This is a genomic window from Streptococcus suis (assembly GCF_029616525.1).
In the GTDB taxonomy this organism is placed as follows: Bacteria; Bacillota; Bacilli; order Lactobacillales; family Streptococcaceae; genus Streptococcus; species Streptococcus suis_AF.
The window spans coordinates 35,281-52,675 of sequence record NZ_JANFME010000009.1; the positions used below are offsets into that span (position 1 = coordinate 35,281).

Annotated in this window: 9 protein-coding genes; 3 read left to right on the top strand and 6 right to left on the bottom strand. The window is 42.8% G+C overall.

Going from position 1 to position 17,395, the window contains the following annotated elements:
* Nucleotides 1-79: 79 nt before the first annotated feature.
* Nucleotides 80-6,115, bottom strand: a complete 6,036-nt coding sequence (locus tag NOL38_RS05195) for an endo-alpha-N-acetylgalactosaminidase family protein (RefSeq protein WP_277941575.1) — start codon at nt 6,113-6,115, stop codon at nt 80-82.
* A gap of 273 nt (nt 6,116-6,388) precedes the next feature.
* Between NOL38_RS05195 and pflB the strand changes: the two genes are divergently transcribed.
* Together pflB and NOL38_RS05205 are read left to right on the top strand one after the other, a co-directional pair.
* Nucleotides 6,389-8,734: a formate C-acetyltransferase gene (pflB, locus tag NOL38_RS05200; RefSeq protein WP_023369171.1), complete on the top strand. Its 2,346-nt coding sequence runs from the start codon at nt 6,389-6,391 to the stop codon at nt 8,732-8,734.
* Between the two features lie 250 nt (nt 8,735-8,984).
* Complete coding sequence (locus NOL38_RS05205; protein ID WP_277941576.1) at nt 8,985-10,445, top strand: VWA domain-containing protein; 1,461 nt, start codon at nt 8,985-8,987, stop codon at nt 10,443-10,445.
* Nucleotides 10,446-10,606: 161 nt separating this feature from the next.
* On the opposite strand, the gene NOL38_RS05210 is transcribed toward NOL38_RS05205, so the two are convergent.
* From NOL38_RS05210 to NOL38_RS05225, 4 genes are all read right to left on the bottom strand, one after another.
* Entirely contained in the window at nt 10,607-11,410 is an 804-nt protein-coding gene (locus NOL38_RS05210; RefSeq protein ID WP_277941577.1) for a LysM peptidoglycan-binding domain-containing protein, read from the bottom strand.
* Nucleotides 11,411-11,503: 93 nt separating this feature from the next.
* The gene (locus NOL38_RS05215) at nt 11,504-12,043 is read right to left on the bottom strand and encodes a DUF1697 domain-containing protein (protein ID WP_277941578.1); all 540 of its coding nucleotides are present in this window, start codon (nt 12,041-12,043) and stop codon (nt 11,504-11,506) included.
* On the bottom strand, nt 12,040-12,981 hold the full coding sequence (locus NOL38_RS05220; protein ID WP_277941579.1) for a serine hydrolase domain-containing protein: 942 nt from the start codon (nt 12,979-12,981) through the stop codon (nt 12,040-12,042). The genes NOL38_RS05215 and NOL38_RS05220 overlap by 4 nt, the downstream gene beginning before the upstream one ends.
* Entirely contained in the window at nt 12,978-13,712 is a 735-nt protein-coding gene (locus NOL38_RS05225; RefSeq protein WP_425244232.1) for a CppA family protein, read from the bottom strand. Before NOL38_RS05225 ends, NOL38_RS05220 begins: the two co-directional genes overlap by 4 nt.
* 181 nt (nt 13,713-13,893) lie before the next feature.
* Between NOL38_RS05225 and NOL38_RS05230 the strand changes: the two genes are divergently transcribed.
* Nucleotides 13,894-16,161, top strand: a complete 2,268-nt coding sequence (locus NOL38_RS05230; protein WP_277941581.1) for a Xaa-Pro dipeptidyl-peptidase — start codon at nt 13,894-13,896, stop codon at nt 16,159-16,161.
* A 39-nt stretch (nt 16,162-16,200) separates the two neighbouring features.
* Here the strand turns inward: NOL38_RS05230 and NOL38_RS05235 are convergent, their stop codons facing one another.
* Nucleotides 16,201-17,367, bottom strand: coding sequence for an SIS domain-containing protein (locus NOL38_RS05235; protein ID WP_277941582.1), 1,167 nt, complete (start codon nt 17,365-17,367; stop codon nt 16,201-16,203).
* Nucleotides 17,368-17,395: the final 28 nt, after the last annotated feature.

Genomic DNA, 17,395 nt, shown 5'->3' on the forward strand with positions numbered 1-17,395 from the left:
AAACAATACAAAAGAGGCAGGTCCGATACCTACCTCTAATGCATTTGGAGAACAAGCTAATTATTTTTTTCTGAAATGACTACTCAAATCGTCTTCTTCGAGCTGCCATAGCCATTAGACCTACTAAACCAGCTGCTAGGAGCAAGCCTTGTTCAGTTGTTTCACCTGTTTGCGGTAAAGTAGCTGAAGTAGCTTTTGCTGGTTTTGGACTAGCAGCTTCTTTCGCCAAGCTTGCAGGATCAATACTTGGAAGAGCTGCTACTGTAGGAGCATAGTTAGGAACTAAGCCTCCATCGAAAGCAGGTAATGGTTCTGCTTTAACACTATCACCTTTTGCAATCACAAGCGGTGGCAATTCCCCTAGCGGAAGAGGATCTGCTTTGGCACTTTCTCCTTTAGCAGTGACGATGTCCTCATCTTGTTTGACTGGCTCATCAACTGGTTGTTCAACTGTGCCTGGATTTGCTGGCGTTTCGGTAGCATTCAAGCGAGCAACTGTAGCATCTAAGATATTTGCTGTCAAAAGATTTGCAGCTTCGACAGAAGCCATAAAGCCTTCTACTTCTTTGACAAGAGCTGTCTTACCTGCTGAACGTGCTGCAGTAAGTGCTGCTTCATATGCTGACTTATCAAGGATGGCTTCTTCCTGAACAGGTGTCAAGAAACGGAATTCAGCAGCAGACATAAATTGATCTGCAGTATCACCGTATGAGGCAGTACCTGTAATCACAATCTTCTTAGCCTTAATTGTCTTACCGAAATCAATTGTCTTAGTAGCACTTGTTGCTGGCCAATCCGCACCAGTAAAGGTATGTTCCACGTTTTGATCATCAGTAATCACCAATGTCAATGCTTTCAAGATACCGTTGAGGCCTGATTGTCTCGGCACGTATTCAAAGCGTTGAATGTCAACTGGTCTACTAAGGTTCACTGTCGCTGGCTCATTAATATGACGGCCATTCCATGGTGTGTGCCAGATAGTAGAAGGATTGCCATCAAAAGCTTTAGCTAGTTCTTCACCTTCTTGAGCATTAGCCTGAGCCAAGCCAATATCTTCGTTTGTGATTGCTGTTTTCTTCACTTGAAGATTTTGACGGGCTGTATTGGCAGTAGCAATCAAGGTACGAGCGTCTTCGATACTAATATCCTCAGGAGCTGCAGACACTGCTAACAAAGCTTCTTTGTACGGTGCCAAACTTGCTTGAGTATAGTTTTCATTCAAGACTGGGGTATTTAAGTTATAGTAATCTGTTGTCAACAAGTGACCAGTCAAGGTAACTTCTTCGATCACCAGATTATCTAGCATAAAGTCATTGTAGCCTCGGAAGTTGGCATTTCCACCAGTATCTCCCTTAGTATCACCACCACGGCGAGTTGAGAAGATACCAACCCAAGTATTGCCAGACTCTGCACCTGTAACTAAGAAACTTGCTTTCTTAGCCTTATCACTATCTTCCCATGAATTGTTCAATGGATTCAGCGTTAGGCTACCGGCATCATTGTTATAACGTCCTTCACCGATAGCAAAGGCATAAGTTCCATTGGAACCAGCTTCATAATCAAAGCTTACACGATAGGCCTTGCCAGCTTCAAAGCGGAAGTTTTGTGGAATAGTTTGGTAAACAATGCTATTGCGAGCTGTCAGACCATTTGTCTTGAGTGACCAAGTACCTTCAATGACATCGTCCACCTTCTTACCATTCCAGCCACGCTGAGTATATGGAGCATGTTTCTCTGCAAGGTGGGTACGGTTGTCCTCAACTCGTTCAATACCACCGATAACAAATGGGAAAATACCTTGCGGAACACTCTCAAAGTTTTGCTTGAAGGTACCAGCAGTTGTATTGTGACCACCTGCAAACATGGTTGAATCATTTTCAAAGACACGAATTTCATCAAAATAAGTTGCTGCCGCATCTGCATCACGAGATAGGGTCAAGTGTACATTATCCACATTGTCTCCAGTTGTGAAGAAGACATACATGTTTTGGAAGTAACTTGTATTATCAACCGTTGCGTTTTGTTGCAATGTATTATGAGCATAGGCTTTTACATAGTTCAGAGCAATAGACTCATTTGTATAGTTTGTAACTTCTGAACTGCCTGTATTGACCGTAATGCTAGCTTTTGCAGTACTACGGTTGTCTACCCCTACATAAGCTGCATAGCTGGTATTTGGTTTCAGACCAGTCAATTTTTGACTGAGACTAACTTTGGATGTATTGCCTTGGATACGGAGCATATCGTTGGCACCTTGGGATTTGACCAAAGTAGCCTTGCTAGTGTCACCATCAATTGTCCAATGGTCTAGCTTACCAGAGTTAAAGCCTTGGTCATAGATATGCATGCCGTCACTCCAGGACATCTCTGGATTTGTCTGTGGAGATTTATAGAGGACATACGGCACATTTGCATCTGCTTGAATGGTAATTTGACCATTGGTTACTGCCAATTCTTGAACATCTGTCTTACCTAGCTCAGTAAGTTTGTAGAGATAAACCTTATTACCAGTCCAATCTGAAGGAAGGGTCCAAGTTGTGGCACCTGCTTCTTCGTTGAAATAGTACATTTTGTGTTTGTCACTAGTCAGGTCATTACCATTCGCATCCCAGTTCCAAGGCACCAAGTAAGCTGCTCCATCTTGAATCGTACGACCATTCAAGGTTACTGTCCGTTGACGGTAGCCAGCATTGTTAACATCATTTGACTTACGGGTCAAGACCAAGGTATTGTCAGACTTGTCTTTCAAAGTGATTTCCATCTCTGGCGTCCAAGTATAGGTTTCACCGTTGTCCGTCATACGAACAGGGTCACCATTCTTCCAGTTGGTTACTTGGAAGTGTTGGATATACTTGGTCATCAGGTTGTTGGCAAACAAGTTGGTAATGTAACCATTATAGTCACTACGTCCTTGCCATCCTTCGAAATCTTTCATATCGTAGCCACCAAGCAATGGATAGTTGGCTGCGCCACCGTAAGCTGGGTAGTCACCAACCCATGAATCTTTTTGGTGGTTACGGATAAAGCGAGCGATGTTTGAGTTGATACCTTTCAGAGTAAAGCCACCGTAGGTCAAATCTGCTGCCCAGTGTTGGAAGGTCGAGTCATACTCACCTGCATAACCCCATTCAAAGGCATTTCTCCAACCTTGCATATTGATTTCTTTGGCAAGAACATGAGTTTCCCAAGCATTTTCGCCACCAGACTGACCATTACCCCACACATCGACATAGATAAAGTCTAATCCGTCACCCAGTTCTTTCTTCAAATCTTCCCAACGTTTCAAACGGTTGTGGGCCAAATCATAATGACCACTGATGTTGATACCTTGATCAATCCAGTTCCAACCATAGGCGTAGTCACCATTTGCCTGACGACGAAGAATCTCTTCAGAGAAGTATTGGGATTCTGGATAGGTTTCAGATGCATTGACGTGAATACCTAGTTTTGCACCATATGGTTGTGATTTTTCAATCAAGGTCTTGAAGTCTTCTGTGCCACCGATACGTTTACCAATATCTGCATAATTCAAGTGTCCAGAGTCATGACCTTCACTACCATAACCTTTCAAGAGGATACTTTGTCCCAAACCATCTGTATGAAGGGCAATTTTCTTAATACCATCCAAGGTCATCAAGAATGGGTTTTGAGCCTGTGATCCAAAGTTCATAGCAATACGGTAAGCTACCAGTTCCGGTACATATTCATGCCCTTTTGGATTGTTCATGATGTCACGGTAAGCTATAGCCCCATCTTGCCAGTCTACCTTATTATCATTGTTTACATCAGCTGCAAAAACTACTTTTGCACTTGGCAATTCGAGAGTATATTCTGGATAAACGACACCGTTGTGGGCTCCCTCCCATCTCCATGGAGAGGAAGCAATTCCTAGATGAACACCAGTTTCACCATCAACAGTATATCGGTGGCTATTTGTTGTCAAGCGTGTAAAGTCACTTGCACCACCACCATAGCTATTTTGTGAATTACTCCAAACTGCTGCCGCAAATTGATCTGTTGAAACAAAGCCATACATGTATCCTTGACGTTGGTAATTCACACCATCTTGCAATTGAATATGCTCATCACCTGTACGATGGGTGTGGGTCGACATGCGGCTTCCATCAAATTTTGCATCGGTTTGATGGCTAGCGACTGAAACCAAATTATTTTCATCAAAAGCAATGGTTTGAATCAACTTGGCAACATCATCAATCTCTGCTCCATAGGTCACTTGGTTGCGGTTATTAACTTCCAAAACATCAAAGTGAAGTTCTTTACCTTCTACCTTGATTTGAACTTTGATAGAAGCGTTGATTTTGTTAGCTTCATCCACAACATCCAAAACATAGTGAGCGGTCTTGTCGTCAACTTTGTTATAGGTAACGGTTGGCGTCACTTTCACATTGTTGATGCGTAGTGAATTGAGGGAATGAACCTGTCCAAATACCTTGTTCCCGTTGAAAGTATATTCTCTAACACGTGGGAAAGCCCGGTCAATCTTGGCAGTCAATTCACCTGAATTGAGTTCATCATAGGCAACTGCCGCATCATTGACAACAAAAGCTGTTGTAGGTGTTTCTTCTTTTTCATCTGCAGGGGTCACACCTGTTTGGTCATCTGCTTTTATATCAACCTTGGTTAATTGCTGACCAAATGTACCTAATTTCAAAACAACTCGTTTTTCAGCTGACAAGGCTTCTTTCACAGCTGTTTCCAAGTTTAGTGTATCAAACAACTGTACATCATTGTTAGTAGCATTCAACTGCCCATCTGATTTGTATGAAATCGATAGAGTATTTTTACTATCTTTTACAGGAGATGTAGTGACTGTCCGTTCACGTAGCCAGTTTCCTGTACCGTTAACCTTGTACTCCCAGAACCATCCTAAATTATCATATCCAACAAAGAGGAAGTTGTTGACATCTTTGTATTTGACAAAGACTCCAAAACGGCCTTGGTTGTTTTCAGAACGCTCTACAAACTCCAAGTTTAGATTGACATTGCCTTCTGGACTACCTTCCAATCCAGCTTTTTCAAAGATGGCAATGCTATCTCCATTATTGTTTTGTGTCGTTGAAGAAAGTGCATTGTAACGAACTCCACCTTCTTCCTTAATGGCAACTGTTCCTTTGATAGCTGAAGTAGATGTCCAGTCTGGTTGGATTTCGGTTGGCTTAGGTGTATTCGTTTCTCCTGTACCTGTTGTAGCAGGAGTTGTTGGCTGGCTAGCTGTTTCTGAAACTCCTTCTTGGTTTTTAGCAACAATATCTACCACTGTACGATCAGTATTACGGCTAGTAACTTTTAATTTAGCTGATAAGGTATTCTTTAAATCATTCCAAGCTGCTTCGGGAATTTGCTGAGCCGCAAACAATTCCTGTGCCTCGGTCATGGAATCCGAAAGAATGGATGCCGAAATCTCACCAGTAGGTGTTAAATTGACACTTAAATCATAGAGAACATTTCTTTCAGGAGCTGGTACCCGTTGACCTTGGTACCAAGTACTTGCACTTGGAGACTTGTACTCCCAGAACCAACCCTCTTTATCATAACCAACTAAAACATGCTTATTCTGATCAGTATGGTTAAGATAGATACCAAAGCGAGCCTGTGCTGGTTCAGAGCGTTCTACAAATGACAATGATACCTCCGCACTGCCATCTGCATTCATCTTCAAGTCCGGATTTTCAAATGTTCCGATATTTGTCGAATTGTCCTGACCCTCAACTGAGGACAAGCGGTTGTAACGAATTCCTTCTTCTTCTACGACCTCAACTGTACCAGCCGGTATAGAAGTTGGCGTCCATTCCGCAGCGACTTCTTGAGATTCTGACTGGGCAAAATTCAATTCCGTCCGCGCAGCTTCTATATCCGTAGCAACTACCTCGTCTGTTTGGGAGCTATCTTGATCCACAACTCCTTCATTTGTATTGCTAACATCATTGTTTTCTATCGTCTCAACAGGAGTATCGGCAAGTGCTATTCCCTCTGCCAATACTGTTCCACCTGAAAATAGAGAAATTCCTACGATAACTGACGCCGCACCTACTGTCAATTTTCTAATTGAATATCTATTCTTCTTAGAAAATAATTCCTTAGAGTAAGCTCTCATCGTCTGCCTCCTTTTATCTTTTGTTATTAATATACACATATATTCTACATGATAACGCTTTCTTTTTCAATATATCAATCTATTATATTTGACGGTTGTTATATATTTTAATATAATGATAATTCGAGAGACCGATGACTGGATTATTGGATTTATATTCCACTACTTGGAAAAAATTCAAATTTATTTTTCAGTGTTTTGTCTTGAAGAAAGTGCTTACATATGATATACTAAAATATGTGAAAAGTAACAATATCTTAAAGGAGAACCCTCATGTCAACAAAAGTTAAAACAAAAAATGTTGCTGAAGACATTTTCGCCCAAGCCTGGGAAGGCTTTAAAGGTACAGATTGGCAAGATAAGGCAAGTGTAACACGCTTCGTTCAAGCCAACTACACTCCATACGATGGAGATGAAAGCTTCCTCGCAGGCCCAACTGAGCGTTCACTTCATATCAAAAAAATCATCGAAGAAACAAAAGCTGGCTACGAAGACACTCGCTTCCCAATGGACGTAGATCGTGCTACTTCTATCGCTGATATTCCAGCAGGTTTTATCGATAAAGAGAATGAACTCATCTTCGGTATCCAAAACGATGAGCTCTTCAAACTCAATTTCATGCCACGTGGTGGTATTCGTATGGCTGAAACAACGCTTATCGAAAACGGCTATACTCCAGACCCACTCCTTCATGAAATCTATACAAAACACGCTACAACTGTAAACGACGGTATCTTCCGTGCCTACACCGCTGACATCCGTCGTGCTCGCCACTCACACCACGTTTCTGGTCTTCCAGATGCTTATTCACGTGGCCGTATCATCGGTATGTACGCTCGTTTGGCACTTTACGGTGCAGACTACTTGATGGAAGAAAAAGTAGCTGACTGGAATGCGATTACTGAAATCGATGAAGAATCAATCCGTCTTCGTGAAGAAATCAACCTTCAATACCAAGCATTGCAACAAGTTGTACGCTTAGGTGACTTATACGGTGTTGATGTTCGCAAACCTGCGATGAACACCAAAGAAGCTATCCAATGGACAAACATCGCCTTCATGGCAGTATGTCGTGTTATCAACGGTGCTGCAACTTCTCTTGGTCGTGTGCCGATCGTTCTTGACATCTATGCAGAACGTGACTTGGCTCGTGGTACATTTACTGAATCTGAAATCCAAGAATTTGTTGATGACTTCGTATTGAAACTTCGTACAGTGAAATTCGCTCGTACAAAAGCCTTCGACGAAATCTACTCTGGTGACCCAACATTCTTGACAACATCTATGGCAGGTATGGGTAACGATGGTCGTCACCGTGTTACTAAGATGGACTACCGTTTCTTGAACACACTTGACAACATCGGTAACTCTCCAGAGCCAAACTTGACAGTTCTTTGGTCTGACCAACTTCCATATTCATTCCGTCGCTACTGTATGGCAATGAGCCACAAACACTCTTCTATCCAATACGAAGGTGTGACAACAATGGCGAAAGATGGTTATGGCGAAATGTCATGTATCTCTTGCTGTGTATCTCCACTTGATCCAGAAAGCGAAGACCAACGCCACAACATTCAGTACTTCGGTGCTCGTGTTAACGTTCTTAAAGCTCTTCTTTCAAGCTGGAACAACGGCTACGACGATGTTCACAAAGATTACAAAGTGTTCGATGGTGTTGAACCAAATACTTCTGAAATCTTTGACTACGATCAAGTTATTGCCAACTTTGAAAAAGCCCTTGACTGGTTGACTGACACTTATGTAGATGCAATGAACATTATCCACTACATGACTGACAAGTACAACTATGAAGCAGTTCAAATGGCCTTCTTGCCAACTCACCTTCGTGCAAACATGGGCTTCGGTATCTGTGGCTTCGCAAATACTGTTGACTCATTGTCTGCTATCAAGTACGCACAAGTGAAACCAATCCGTGACGAAGATGGCTTCATCTACGATTACGAAGTAACTGGCGACTTCCCACGTTATGGTGAGGATGACGACCGTGTAGATGACATCGCGAAATGGCTCATGGAAGCATTCTTCTCTCGCTTGAACAAGCACAAATTGTACAAGAATGCTGAAGCAACTGTGTCTATCTTGACAATCACTTCAAACGTTGCTTACTCTAAACAAACAGCTAACTCACCAGTTCACCGTGGTGTATTCCTCAATGAAGATGGCTCTGTCAACACTTCTAAAGTAGAATTCTTCCCACCAGGTGCTAACCCAACTTCTAAATCTCGTGGTGGTTGGTTGCAAAACTTGAATACTCTTTCTAAACTCAACTTCAAACATGCCAACGACGGTATCTCATTGACAACTCAAGTTTCACCAAAAGCTCTTGGTAAAACATTCGATGAGCAAGTGAACAACTTGGTGACAATCCTTGACGGATACTTCGAACAAGGTGGTCAACACGTCAACTTGAACGTTATGGACTTGAACGACGTTTATGACAAGATTATGGCAGGTGAAGATGTTATCGTTCGTATCTCTGGATACTGCGTAAACACTAAATACCTCACTAAAGAGCAAAAAACTGAATTGACTCAACGTGTCTTCCACGAAGTTCTTTCAATGGACGACCACGCTGCAGAAGTTTCAGGCCAAGCATAATAAAAAGAACACTCTTGATGAGTGTTCTTTTTATGTTCTCTTTCAAATGTGTCAAAATAGAGAAAACAGGCTGGATGACTAATTTTTCTTTTTTAGCACGATCATTTGTTAGATCATCATGTTATTCCATTAATAAATTAGTTGCTAAAACAAGAAAACATTCAAATTATCATAAAATTTGTAAATTTTATGAGATTTTTATAGTATTTTGTGATATAATATATGCAACTATTTGAAAGGAGATTATATTATGAATAGTTACCAAGAAAATAGAAAGAAATTTTCATTTAGAAAATTATCTGTAGGTTTGGCATCTGTTACTGTTGCTACTTTCTTTATGGGAGCAGAGCTTGTCTCTGCTAATACGACTACTTCTACAGAAACTACTGTAATCGAGACTCCAGTTTCTGAGCCTTCCAGCCTTGCTCAAAACATTGAAACTTCTTTTGAGGAAGAAGTGACTGTGGTTTCTGAAAATTTGATTAACGGTCAAACAGCTACTGAAGTTGTGGCCACTGAAATTGCAGAGACAACCTCTCAACCAGTTGTTCCAGAAGCAACTGCACAAACTGGTGACCTCATCTCTGTAAACGTAACTACTACAAACCCAGTTTCAAATACTGTTGAAGAAAACAACAAAATTATTGAAACACAAGAAGACACAGTGACTGTAGTCTCCACCTACAAGTCTGACTCTAGCGCTCCAATTGGTAAAGAAGCACCAATTACTGAAACGATTGAAACATCAGGAGTATATGAAACCGCTTCAGCCTATATTACTGAGCGAGAAGTCATTACAAAAGTGACAAGTGTTGAAAATGTAAAAGTTGAAAAAGGTGCAACATCTACGGTTACACAAGGACAAAATGCTGATGTCGTATTTGTCATTGATACATCTGGTTCCATGGCTAATACCATTCAAGGAGTGATTGATAATATCACTAACTTTGTAAGTGGTTTGAACCAAGAAAGTATCAAAACAAGATTAGGACTAGTGGCCTATGGAACTAGGTATGAAACTTTTCAATTTGGCAATTCTTACTTTACCACTGATGCCACAAGTTATTTAGCAACCTTAAAAACCTTGCCGTATTTATCACATGGTTCAAGCGAAAACCCTACAAATCCTTTGAAATTTATTGCTTCAGATTATGACTGGTCAGTTGATGCAAACACTGCTCGTTTTGCCATCGTCTTCACCGACGAAGATATTAATACATATATAGACGAGACTGCTTCTGTACAAGAAACAGCAACTGCCCTTAAAACAGCGAAAATTGCTACAACTTTTGTTTTTGACCAGTACAATACTGGCGAAGCTGTCGCTGAATTCACACCCATCATTCAGGCAACTGGTGGTCAAGCAATTGATATCAGACAGGATTATTCGCAAACCTTCACTAATAATCTAACTCAATGGGTTGTGACCAATGTGAACTCAAACACTTATTACTATAAAATTGTAACGGAAGAATACAAATCTTATGTAGAATTGATAGCAATTCAAAAAGCTCCAACAGCACCCAACAAATCCATTACAACATCCACTAAGCCAACTACTAATAATGAACTTGAGCAAGCGCCTGTTGCAAAGTCGTCTTCACTTCCATCTACAGGTGAAAAAACTTCCGTTAAGTTAACTACTTTAGGATTATTGTTCTCATTCATTGCTGGAACATTAAGCTTTAAAAAGCGTAAAATCAAATTGTAGAGCCTAAAAAAAAAACTCAAAGGACTTGCTAACGCAGGTCCTTTTTCCTGTATCAGAAAATCCTCACACAATTTGCGGAAGGAATGGGAAAATACGGAAGGATAAAGAGCTGGTCCAAAAACACCCTCACGAAATCCAATTCGAGAGGGGGAATTCATTTCCTAGTTATTGTAAATATAAGTAATCTCTCCAGCTGTATCCGTTGGATAGAACCAGCCACGGAAATTATCCACCCACTGTTGTCCACGGTAGTTGGCTTCAAGAACTTGGATTTGCCCTTCTTCGTTGACAGCTGTCACATAGGCAACGTGTCCTAATGCACCATCATTCCATGAAATAATGGCACCGACTTCTGGAGTTGTCCCTGTTCGGAAACCATCACGCGCTGCATTAGCTCCCCATGTAGCCGCATCACCCCACCAGTCGCCTACCCATGAAGCAACTTTTTGCACACCCCATGTACATTGACCAACTGGATAGTTGATACCTGGCTCGTACTCATAGCCTGGTAAATAGTAACTGTCAGTAGCCGTATCAACCGTCTGATTCCAAATTGTTTCTGTTAACTTGAGAATTTGACCTGGATGAATATTGGCATCTAATGTCAACTGATTTTGTTCCAGCAAATTATTGATATCCAATGAAAAGGTATCCGCAATACCATATAGAGAATCCCCAGACTGGACTACATACTCAGCTTGATTGGCACTTGCTTCGACAACTACCTCTTCTTGGCTGTTCAAGCCGGGAATCGTCAATGACTGGCCAGGAGTAATCACGCCTAGAATATCCATGCCATTGGCTTCTGCAAGCTGATAGGGATCCACACCGTATTGGTCAGCAATGGAATAAATGGAGTCACCTTCAGCAACAAGATGACTGTCTGCTGCAATACTACTTGTCACCGAAAAGCTAAGAGCCATACTAGCTACAAGGACACTTAATTTGCTACGATACTTTTTCATAAACACCTCCTAAATATACTTTTATTTTATCAGGATTTTCTTTTAATAACTATGTCAAAATTATTACAAATCTGAAACTATCTCATTTCTTATTTAAGGTATCAAATAATTTGATAGAGTGGAAAATGTATTGCCATTTCGAATGGTGACCTGCTTGTAAAAAGGGGACTTTGCCAACTGCTTGTGATAGGCTGTTTGTAGATAGCTGCCTTCAGTGTATTTGCCCCAATAAATAGCATGCTCGGAGAGATGTAGTACTTCATCACCTAGATGCAAGGACTGAATATAGTCCACCATAGCCTGCTTATCCAATCCTTCGGTGAAGAAGAGAACATCCTTTCTCGCCAATTCTTCTTGCCACCAAGCTGGAAGCTGATCGATTTCTGCCTGATAATCTTGAGCGTCTAGTAGAGCAAATTGCTCCACAAAGGGGTATCTTTCTGTGAAAAAAGTTTGAAATTCAGCAACAATGTCCCCTCTATTCTTGGTTGAATCAAAGAAGAGATTACCGCTATTAATGTAGGTTTCAACCTTGTCATAGCCCAAATCTGCCACCGCTTGACGCAATTCAGCCATGACGATTTTGTTACGACCACCAACATTGATCCCTCTCAGCAGAAGAACATATCTCATTGCCCCTCTTCCTCCAAGACCTGACGAATCAAGGCCATAACCTGGTTTCTATCCAACTTCCACTGGGCCCGCTCATCCTTGTCAAAAGTACGATTCGAGAGAAAAATCGCAGCTTTCTGCAAGGGACGGTTATACATGATAAAGGTCCCCGTATAGCCTGTGTGCGACAACCAGTCCCCCTTCTTATCCCAAGCCAGAGACCGCTTGCGCTTATCATCAAAACCGTAATCCTGCGTCAAATCTGCCGCAAAGTCAGCCGTCAGATAATGTCCCAAGAAGATTTCTAAATCCTTGACCGTCGAAAAGAGACCTGCACTTCCCGCGTGGAGGCCTAGGACACGCGCCTTGGGATCATGCACCACACCTGCTTTGACGCCACGCACCGTCGGCACCGCCTGACTGACTGGTCCATAAGAGGTTTGGGACATGCCAAAGGGCTCTAGAACGCCTTGACTGATCAGCTGGTCCAGACTTGCTCCACCCAGTTCCTCCAGCAAAAAGCCCAGCAGAAGAAAATTGATATCTGTATAGAGAAAATCTTTTTTATCCGTCACCTTAATCTTCAAAATCGCCTCTTTGAGCTGGTCTGCATCCAGTCTATCCCGATTGGGAATGAAGGGATCAATACCACTGGTGTGGGTCAATAATTGCCGGATGGTCACTTGACTATTCTGAAAAGCAGGATAGTAAGACTGCAAGGTCCTATCTAGCTCCAAAGCTCCGCTATTGACCAGAAAAGTTGCAAGAGTACCTACACCAACCACCTTAGACACGGAGGCCAAATCATAAGTCAAACCCGCCTCAACTGGCGTCTGACCATCCTGGGTACCCAGATAATACTCCTGCCACTGACCCTTAGAAAAAAGAGCCAGACTGGCACCAGGATAAACTCCTTGCCCAATCTGCTCTGAAATCTTATCTAAAATCGCTTGTCTCATTTTTCGAACCACAATTCAATACCACTTGGATCAACCGTTTGAATAAAGCTTGCTTTTTTATCTTTAAAGAATGGTCCTTCCAACTGGCTTTCCAAATGCGCCCAATCAAAGTCCTGCTCGACGAGAAAACGCAAGCCTTCTAAATCCCAAACTTGTTCTGCAGGAGTTAATAAATCCTCACCTTCTGCTCCAACAAAACGCAAAAAGGCTTGTTGAGGTAGGATAGCCTCATAATAGTCTTGACTGATACTAGCCTGTGGGGTATTAATCCAAATAGACTCTACTGTAAAAGCAGTCAATCCAGAAAAGTCATCCTGCACCTTAAATGGAACAGGTGGAAGGATTGCTTTTAGGTCATCAACAGATGCTTCTGCGTGTAAAAGGAAGGTGTCTCCTTCTGGCGACACAGCTTCAAAACCATAGCCATTTTTTCCTTGGTAGAGCTTACTATACTGTGACCCTTGCGCCAGTAAAGCTTCAATTTCAGAGGCATTGTCTACTTTTATCACAATTTTATTCAATTTTTTAAGCCCTTCGACAGCACGGGTGCGATTACCAGGAGATTCTGTCAAAACGAGCTTCGTTTCTGGACTTGTTCTATCTCCAAAATCAGCAAATGGACCATCTTCTAGCTTGGTTTTCATTCCTAGATTTTTTTCTAAAAATCCTTGATTAATAGCCCTATTATTAATACGTAAAACAGGGACTATAGCTTCATTTTTTCTCAACACGATACATTTCACTCCTCAGTCATTCTACAATATTGTATAAAAAATTTCGTCATTTTACAACTAATTGTATCGTCGTTTTATACATTAATATCTTTGTGTATGCTGATAATTTTTAGACAAACACTAGCTAATCAGATATAATAGCTATTATAGACTATTATCCTAAAAAAGAGGAGAATTTATGCGCTTTAATCAATTTTCTTTTATAAAAAAAGAGACCTACGTCTACTTGCAAGAGCTTGATGCTCTAGGATTTCAACTGATTCCTAATGCAAGTAGTAAGACAAATTTAGAAACCTTTGTCAGAAAGTGCCATTTTTTAACAGCCAACACCGACTTTGCCCTGTCCAACATGATTGCGGATTGGGAGACAGATCTTCTGACCTTCTTCCAGTCTGACCGTGAGTTGACAGACCTGATTTTCTATCAAGTGGCCTTTCAGTTGCTAGGCTTCGTGCCTGGTGTAGATTATACAGATGTGGAAGAATTCCGCAAGTCCAGCCATTTCCCAATTGTCTATGGGGACATCATAGACAACCTCTACCAGTTGCTGGCTACCCGCACCAAGTCTGGAAATACCTTGATTGACCAGCTGGTCAGTGACGACCTGATTCCAGAAGACAATCACCACCACTTCTTCAATGGTAAGTCACTAGCAACCTTTTCAACCAAAAACCTCATTCGCGAGGTGGTCTATGTCGAAACGCCTGTCGATACCGCTGGGACTGGGCAGACAGATATTGTCAAGCTGTCCATTCTCCGTCCGCAGTTTGACGGAAAAATCCCTGCGGTCATTACAAACAGTCCTTATCATCAAGGAGTCAATGAAGTTGCCAGCGACAAGGCCCTGCACAAGATGGAAGGCGAGTTAGCGCAGAAACCTGCTGGCACCATTGAGGTCAAGCAGACCAGCATCACCAAACTAGACTTGGACCAGCGGGACCTACCTGTCAGCCCTTCCACCGAAAAACTGGGCCACATCACTTCTTACTCCCTCAATGATTATTTCCTTGCTCGTGGTTTCGCCAGCCTCCACGTGTCTGGGGTCGGTACGCTGGGCTCGACGGGCTACATGACATCTGGCGACTACCAGCAGGTGGAGGGCTACAAAGCGGTGATTGACTGGCTGAACGGTCGCACCAAGGCCTACACAGACCACACTCGCTCGCTTGAGGTCAAGGCCGATTGGGCCAATGGTAAGGTAGCGACGACGGGACTGTCTTATCTCGGTACCATGTCCAATGCCTTGGCAACAACTGGCGTGGACGGATTGGAAGTCATCATCGCAGAAGCAGGGATTTCCTCTTGGTATGACTACTACCGTGAAAACGGGCTGGTGACCAGCCCTGGTGGCTATCCAGGCGAAGATTTGGACAGCTTGACCGCCCTGACCTACTCCAAGAGTTTGCAAGCAGGTGACTTCCTCCGCAATAAAGCAGCCTACGAAAAAGGACTGGCTGCCGAGCGTACTGCGCTGGACCGCACCAGTGGCGACTACAATCAATACTGGCATGACCGCAACTACCTGCTCCACGCTGATAAGGTCAAGTGTGAAGTCGTCTTTACCCATGGCTCACAGGACTGGAATGTCAAGCCAATCCACGTCTGGAATATGTTCCATGCCCTGCCAAGTCACATCAAAAAGCATCTCTTCTTCCACAACGGTGCCCACGTGTATATGAACAGCTGGCAGTCCATCGACTTCCGTGAGTCCATGAACGCCCTGCTCAGTCAAAAACTGCTGGGCTACGAGAATAACTATCAACTGCCAACGGTCATCTGGCAGGACAACAGCGGTGAGCAAACCTGGACGACCTTAGAAACCTTTGGCGGTGAAAAAGAGGCTGTCTTGCCACTGGGAACAGGAAGCCAGACTATTTCCAATCAGTATGCCCAAGAAGATTTTGATCGCTACGGCAAGGCCTATCCAAGTTTCCACCAAGACCTCTATACAGGCAAGGCCAATCAAATCAGCATGGAACTACCTATGACGGAGGATATCCTGATTAACGGACAGGTCACACTGAAACTCCGTGTAGCTTCTAGTGTAGCTAAAGGCCTCTTATCTGCTCAACTATTGGACAAAGGAAATAAAAAACGCCTAGCCCCAATCCCGACACCAAAAACGCGGTTGAGTCTGGATAATGGTCGCTACCATGCCCAAGAAAATCTGGTGGAGTTGCCTTATGTAGATATGCCACAACGCTTGGTAACCAAGGGCTTTATGAACCTGCAGAACCGCACCGACCTGATGACTGTCGAGGAAGTGGTGCCAGACCAGTGGATGGATCTAACCTGGAAGCTGCAGCCGACCATTTATCAGCTGAAAAAAGATGACGTCTTAGAGCTGATTCTCTATACAACCGACTTTGAGTGTACTGTTCGGGATAATAACAACTGGACCATTTCTCTTGATTTGGAGCAGTCTAGCCTTCATTTACCATATTAAAAAGAGCTTCCCCTTGCGGAAGCTCTTTTGATACCTTGTTTATGGTAGTGGATGTATAATCACACCCTGCACCACACGGTTGACGGTGCCTGTTGGCGATGGTGTATCTGGCAAGTTGTTGCACTTAATGGCTGCCATAATAGATACCGTTTGGGCAAAGATGATGTAAGGGAAGGTTAGGAAAACATCTGGCAGATCTGCTCCGCCTTCTGCCAAGACAAAGTTAGCTGCCTCTGTATCTGCTAGCTTGTCAGCCGACAATACCACTATCCGCTCTGCTATGCCATCACCATGAACTTCATTAAGCAAGTCCACATCATACTGACGAGTGTAGGCATCGTTTGAGGCAAAGAGGAAAATCAAGGTCTTTTCATTGATGAAGGATTTTGGTCCATGACGGAAACCGAGTGGTGACTCGTACATGGTCGCAATTTTGCCTGCTGTCAATTCCAGAATTTTCAACTGAGCTTCGTGGGCAAGACCATAGAAACCACCTGAACCGAGGTAAATCACTCGCTCAAAATCAAGGTTAATCAAGTCTTGCACGTAGTCTTCACGGTCCAAAACATCTTGACCCAGACGGGCAATGGTATCGACCCAAGCAGTTTTTTCTTCTTGGCTAGCTGGTGAGAAGACAAGCAGAGCAGTCAAGGACATACAGCTATATGAGCCTGTCATGGCAAAGCCCTTATCGTTTGAACCAGCCGGTTGCAAGAGCAAGAGATTGTCCGCATCCCCTTCAGCCGCAAGAGCCAATTTGCCCTCTGGTGCACAGGTAATAGTCACTTGGTACAATTTATCTACCAATTGCTTAGCGACTTCAACTGCTGCCACACTTTCTGGTGAATTACCTGAACGGGCAAAGGATACCAAAATCGTTGGCACATCTGCCTGTAAATAGTCATGTGGACGACCAACCAGCTCCACTGTACCAATGGCAGAAAAACGAATGTGTTTCAAGTCATTGACTTGGTTGAGGTAGTTGGCAATGCTTTGCCCAACAAAGTCTGAAGTCCCTGCGCCTGTAAAAACAACGTGAACAAAGTCATGTTTTTCCTTGATTGATTTTAGAAAACTCTCGATTTTTTCCAATTGGTCAAGATAGAGTTGATAAGCCTCTTTCCACAAGCCAGGCTGTTGGTAAATTTCGGTCGCCGTAATAATAGCTCCCAACTTTTCTAATTCTTCTTTTGCTAAACGGAACATAGCTCCTCCTTGTTTTTCTGGTTATAAC

Coding starts and splice junctions, on each gene's coding strand:
- NOL38_RS05235 (WP_277941582.1), bottom strand. CDS start 17,367: ATGTTCCGTTTAGCAAAAGAAGAATTAGAAAAGTTGGGAGCTATTATT.
- pflB (WP_023369171.1), top strand. CDS start 6,389: ATGTCAACAAAAGTTAAAACAAAAAATGTTGCTGAAGACATTTTCGCC.
- NOL38_RS05220 (WP_277941579.1), bottom strand. CDS start 12,981: ATGAGACAAGCGATTTTAGATAAGATTTCAGAGCAGATTGGGCAAGGA.
- NOL38_RS05230 (WP_277941581.1), top strand. CDS start 13,894: ATGCGCTTTAATCAATTTTCTTTTATAAAAAAAGAGACCTACGTCTAC.
- NOL38_RS05215 (WP_277941578.1), bottom strand. CDS start 12,043: ATGAGATATGTTCTTCTGCTGAGAGGGATCAATGTTGGTGGTCGTAAC.
- NOL38_RS05195 (WP_277941575.1), bottom strand. CDS start 6,115: ATGAGAGCTTACTCTAAGGAATTATTTTCTAAGAAGAATAGATATTCA.
- NOL38_RS05210 (WP_277941577.1), bottom strand. CDS start 11,410: ATGAAAAAGTATCGTAGCAAATTAAGTGTCCTTGTAGCTAGTATGGCT.
- NOL38_RS05205 (WP_277941576.1), top strand. CDS start 8,985: ATGAATAGTTACCAAGAAAATAGAAAGAAATTTTCATTTAGAAAATTA.